Origin of the sequence: Streptomyces viridosporus, from assembly GCF_002078235.1 — a bacterium.
In the GTDB taxonomy this organism is placed as follows: domain Bacteria; phylum Actinomycetota; class Actinomycetes; order Streptomycetales; family Streptomycetaceae; genus Streptomyces; species Streptomyces viridosporus.
Genome location: NZ_MSGP01000422.1, coordinates 1 through 4,822 on the forward strand (window position 1 = coordinate 1; position 4,822 = coordinate 4,822).

The following is a 4,822-nucleotide window of genomic DNA, read 5'->3' on the forward strand; positions in this document are numbered from 1 at the left end:
CCCGGGGTCCGGACCCCGGGCCGTCCGGGGCGCCACCCGGACGGAGCAATCACGGCACCGCGAGGGTGCGGTGCCGTGGCCCGCGGGGGACGCTCCAGGTGTCTGGAGGTTCACGATGGGTTCCCTGCTGCTGACTCTCTGCGCCGGCGCCCTGGCCGCGGCGGCGCTCGCGCCGGCGGCGTACGCGGCGGACGGCGGGGGCGTCTCGGTGACCCCGGCGGCTTCCGCACCCGGCACCGACGTCGCCCTGGAGGTGGCCGGGTGCGCCGAGCGGACGGCGGTCGCCGTGTCCCCGGCGTTCGTCTCGGACGCACGGCTCACCGCCGCCGACGGCGTGCTCGTCGGCGAGAGCCGTGTCCGGTCCTCGCTCACCGCGGGGACGTACGACGTGCGGGTCGACTGCGGGGGGACCGAACGCAAGGGCGCCCTCGTGGTCGCCCCGGCGCGGGAGGAGCGGCCCGGTGGGGCGGCGGGCGCCTCCGGCGCACCCCCCACCGCGCCGGTCGCGCCGGTCACTCCGGTCACGCCGGGTGCTCCGGCCTCGACCGTCGCCCCCGTCGACGCCGGTGGCGGCGCCACCGCGCGCCTGGCCGCCGACACCACCCGCGAGGACGGCCCCGGCACGGCCCAGACGGTGATCGGCCTGGCGCTCGTGGGGACCGCGACGGCGGCCGTCGTGCGCGACCGCGTCCGGCGGAGCGGCGGAGCGGGCTGACCATGGCGGAGCAGGACCGTTCCCCGTCCGGCACCGGACGGCTGCTCGCCGGCGTGGCCTGGCTGGTGCTGCTGCTGGGGCTGTGGCTGTGGGGCCGCGAGGCGACCGACGTCCCGCCCGGTGCCTCCGGGCCGGCCACGGGCGACATGGCGGCGGCCGGCCGCCCGCCCCGGGGCGACCTGCCCCCGGCGCACCACCCCCTGGGCACCGCGCCGCCGCAGCGCCTCGACATCCCCGCTCTCGGCGTCCGGGCGCCGGTGGTCGCCCGCGGTCCGGACGAACGCGGGGCGCCCGATCCGCCGCCGTTCGGCCAGCCGGGCGTGGTCGGCTGGTACGCGGGCGGAGTGGCGCCGGGGGCGGCGGGCACCGCGCTGCTGGTGGGGCACGTCGACACCGAGACCCGGCCCGCCGTCTTCCACCGGGTGGGCACGCTGCGGCCCGGCCAACGGATCGGGGTGGTCCGCGCGGACGGCGCGCTCGCCGAGTTCACCGTCGAGGACGTCCGGATCGTCGACCGGGACCGCTTCGACGCCCAACAGGCCTACGGGCCGCACCGCGCCGGCCGGGCGGAACTCCGGCTGGTCACCTGCGGCGGCGGCTTCGACCGGGCGAGCGGCGGCTGCACGGCCAACGTGATCGTCTCGGCGTACCTGACCGGGACGCGCACCGGAACGCGCACCGGAACGCCGACGGGAACCGTCTCCCCACCGGCGACCGGAACCCCGACCCGGGCCTGACCGGATCCCCGACCGTACCGACCCGCACGACGGCCCGCCCGCACCCACCGGCACGACGGCCGCCCGCACCCACCGGCACGACGGCCGCCCGTCACCCGGCCCGGTCGGCGGGCACGACTCCGGAACGAACGGCGTGCCCGGGCCCAGGCGTCGGCGCGCACCACGTCCCGGCCCGGTCGCTCTCCGTGATGACCGCAGGTGGCCTCGCCGTCCTGGCGTTCACGGCGGCGTCCGGTCCCGCCCCGGGGAACCGGGCTGTAACAGCCCGCGGACAACGAGGGCTCGACCTCGTGGGCGCCGCCGGGCGTGTGTCAGGATTGGGGCTCGGAACACTTGGCACAAGTGCACCCAAGGGGGGGTTGGATGTACGACAGCAGGGGGGTCGGGGCGTTCGCCGGGAGGCGGGCGTCCGCAGTGGCGCTGGGGGCGGCGCTGCTGATCACGGGGTGTTCCTCCTCCGACGGCAAGGGGGAGGAGCCGGAGGCCGGCGCGGGGATCACGCAGCAGCCGAAGGAGGCCGACCCCTTCTGGGTCAACCCGGACGGCACCGCCGCGCAGCAGGTCGCCGCCCTGGAGAAGGCCGGCAAGGAGACGGAGGCCCGGCAGATCCGCAAGATCGCCGAACAGCCCGTCGCCGAGTGGATCAGCCCGGAGAACCCGCGGGAGCAGACCCGCGGCTTCACCGAGGCCGCCGACAGGGCGGGCCGCACCGCGCTGCTGGTCCTCTACAACATCCCGCACCGCGACTGCGGCCAGTACTCGCAGGGCGGTGCCGCCGACGGCGACGCCTATCGCGCCTTCGTCGACGACGTCGCCCAGGGCATCGGGGACCGGCCGGCGACCGTGATACTCGAGCCCGACGCGGTGCTGCACCTGGTGGACGGCTGCACCCCGGACGAGTACCACGAGGAGCGCTACGACCTCCTCAAGGACGCCGTCACCAAGCTGAAGGCCCTGAAGAACACCAAGGTCTACCTGGACGCCGGCAACGCCGGCTGGGGCGACCCCGACCAGATCTTCGAGCCGCTCCGGTGGGCGGGCGTCGACCGGGCCGACGGCTTCTCGGTGAACGTCTCCAACTTCTACTCCACCGAGGACTCCATCGCCTACGGCAAGAAGCTCTCCGCCAAGATCGGCGGCAAGCCCTTCGTCGTCGACACCAGCCGCAACGGCAACGGCCCGTACACCGGGGGCGCCGCGGACGAGCGCTGGTGCAACCCGCCCGGCCGCGCGCTCGGCGAGACCCCGACGGTGAAGACCGCGGACCCGCTGGTCGACGCCTATCTGTGGGTGAAGCGGCCCGGCGAGTCGGACGGCGAGTGCAAGGGCGGCCCCAAGGCGGGCCAGTGGTGGCCGGAGTACGCGCTGAAGCTCGCCCGGGCCGGCGGCTGAACCCGCCGGGTCACCGGCGGGGGCACACGTCCTCGACCTCGCCGCGGTCGGCCGCCAACCGCCGCTCTCCCGCGTTCAGTTCGCGCTGAGCCAGGGTGCACACCCGCTCGATCCACTGCTCGGGATCGAGCGGGACGACGGTGGCACGCGATCCGTCGAGGATCGTGAGGGACGTCCCGTCGGCGCCCGGCGAGGCCACCGAGCCGTATCCCACGTGGTAGCGGTACAGCTCCTGACGTTCCGTGACGTCCCACACCAGCTGCTCACCGGCCTCGGTGGTGGTGTGCAGGGCACGATCGTCCAGGAAGCGGCCGAGCCAGTGCACCCGGTCGTAGGCGAGGGGGTCTTCCTGCTTCTTCCGCCGGACGTCCCACAGGTGCACTGCGCCCCCCGCGTACTGCACGACCAGGTGTCCGCCGTCGGGGGAGAGGAGCATCGACCGGACCGGCCGTTGCTCGTCCTTTCTTCTGAACCACGGTGTGAAGTCACCGGAGTCGAAGTCCCAGACCCCGATCGCGTCCACCGTCCGCACCACCGCCTGCGGTTTTCCCGGGACGGCACCGGCGAAGGTCCCCGCCGCCTCGTTGGCGATCTGGTACTTCTCCTGGAACGGGGGCTGGAACCTCCTCCCGGTCTCTTCGCCGGTGTCGAGTCGCCAGTAGGAGACGTACGACAGGCCCGAGATCACGGCGTGGTCGTCGTCGGAGAAGCCGATGTTGATCCAGGCCGGAGAGAGTCCCGTGAGCGGATCCGGGCCGACGGCGTCGAGGTCGGGCGGGAGGGGCAGCCGCAGCACGTGCTCCTCGGTGAGCACGGTCCCGCCCGCCTCCCCGGAGATCCGCCAGACGAGGACCGTGCGCCGGTCCTCGGCGACGGTCAGCAGCCGCCGTCCGTCCGGGGTGAAGGCGGCGTACAGGTCGGCCAGCGGCCGTGACGCCCGCGCCGACGCGAGGAACTTCCGCCCGGTCAGGTCCCAGAGCTGCAGGACGGTGCCGTCGCTCCCGACGACCGCCAGCCGGTTGTGTGGTGCGTCCGGTGTGCGGACGCGGTGGATCAGGGCGTTGGCGTCGAACTCCGTGGGCGGCCGGACCCGCACGGTCACGACGCTCCCGCCGACGGCGACCGCTGCCCGCAGGTTCCCCGGGGGGCCGGCGAGGGCGACCGGCGGCGCGAACGTGCGGCCGGTGACGTTCCGGTCCTCGGCCGCGGCGGCGGGGGTGTCGAAGGTGGCGGGCCGGCCCTTCTCCAGATCGACGACGAGGAAGCGCACCCGGCCGAGATCGGTGCCGATGCGGCCGGTGGGATTGATCAGGTAGCGGCCCGACGCGTCGAGGCGGGGCGCGTACAGCGGGCACAGTCCCTGGAAGGCGCTGTTCTCCCAGTTCCGGAAGCGGCGGGGTTCGGTGCCCAGCCGCCAGGCCTCGAGGACGCCCTGTTCGGTACAGGTGGCCAGGACGCGTCCGTTGCCGCTGACCGTCGCGGAGGCCGTGGCCCGCTCGCCCCAGGGGCGGTGGAGCGTGCCCCGGTCCAGGTCCCAGGAGACCAGCCGGCCGCGCCCGTCCTCGGCGCCGGCACCGGAGGGCACGATCCGCGCCACCACCGTGCCGTCCGCACCGAACCATGCCTGCGCCGCGTCCCAGCCGCGCGGCGGGGCGAGGGTGCGGCCCGTGCGCCGGCCGTCCTCGGTGCGCCACACGAGGACCCCCTCGCGGGGAATCGTGGCGAGGATGCGCTTCCCCTCGCCGTCGAAGCGCAGATCGCGGACGCCGCGCGGGTTGTCGCGGGCGACCGCGGCCCTGCGCAGCGGGACGAAGCGAAGGGCGCGCGAGTCGGGATCGGAGGTGTCCCGCACTCCGAGGGAGATCACGCCCCAGTCGGTCGCGCGGGCCACGCTCCGCCCGTCGGGCGAGACGGCGATGTGGTCGCTGTCGCCGTTCTCGGTGCGCCGGAGCGGCCTGGGCCGCTCCTCCCCCCGCAG

At 75.3% G+C, this 4,822-nt stretch carries 4 protein-coding genes; 3 read left to right on the forward strand and 1 reads right to left on the reverse strand.

Annotation, left to right across the window (positions count from 1 at the left end; genetic code table 11):
- Positions 1–115: 115 nt before the first annotated feature.
- From B7L92_RS27500 to B7L92_RS27510, 3 genes are all read left to right on the forward strand, one after another.
- Complete coding sequence (locus B7L92_RS27500) at positions 116–715, forward strand: hypothetical protein (RefSeq protein ID WP_081240056.1); 600 nt, start codon at positions 116–118, stop codon at positions 713–715.
- 2 nt (positions 716–717) lie between these two features.
- On the forward strand, positions 718–1,452 hold the full coding sequence (locus B7L92_RS27505) for a class F sortase (RefSeq protein WP_081240057.1): 735 nt from the start codon (positions 718–720) through the stop codon (positions 1,450–1,452).
- A 363-nt stretch (positions 1,453–1,815) separates the two neighbouring features.
- Positions 1,816–2,844 carry a glycoside hydrolase family 6 protein gene (locus B7L92_RS27510; RefSeq protein ID WP_081240058.1) on the forward strand — a complete coding sequence of 343 codons (1,029 nt, stop codon included), beginning with the start codon at positions 1,816–1,818 and terminating at the stop codon, positions 2,842–2,844.
- Between the two features lie 10 nt (positions 2,845–2,854).
- Here the strand turns inward: B7L92_RS27510 and B7L92_RS27515 are convergent.
- Positions 2,855–4,822 (reverse strand): WD40 repeat domain-containing protein (locus B7L92_RS27515; protein WP_143626386.1); only part of this gene is annotated, 1,968 nt, incomplete at its 5' end.

Bases quoted from the DNA above. Each gene is read 5' to 3' on its own strand.
- B7L92_RS27500 (WP_081240056.1), top strand. From the start codon at position 116: ATGGGTTCCCTGCTGCTGACTCTCTGCGCCGGCGCCCTGGCCGCGGCG.
- B7L92_RS27505 (WP_081240057.1), top strand. From the start codon at position 718: ATGGCGGAGCAGGACCGTTCCCCGTCCGGCACCGGACGGCTGCTCGCC.
- B7L92_RS27510 (WP_081240058.1), top strand. From the start codon at position 1,816: ATGTACGACAGCAGGGGGGTCGGGGCGTTCGCCGGGAGGCGGGCGTCC.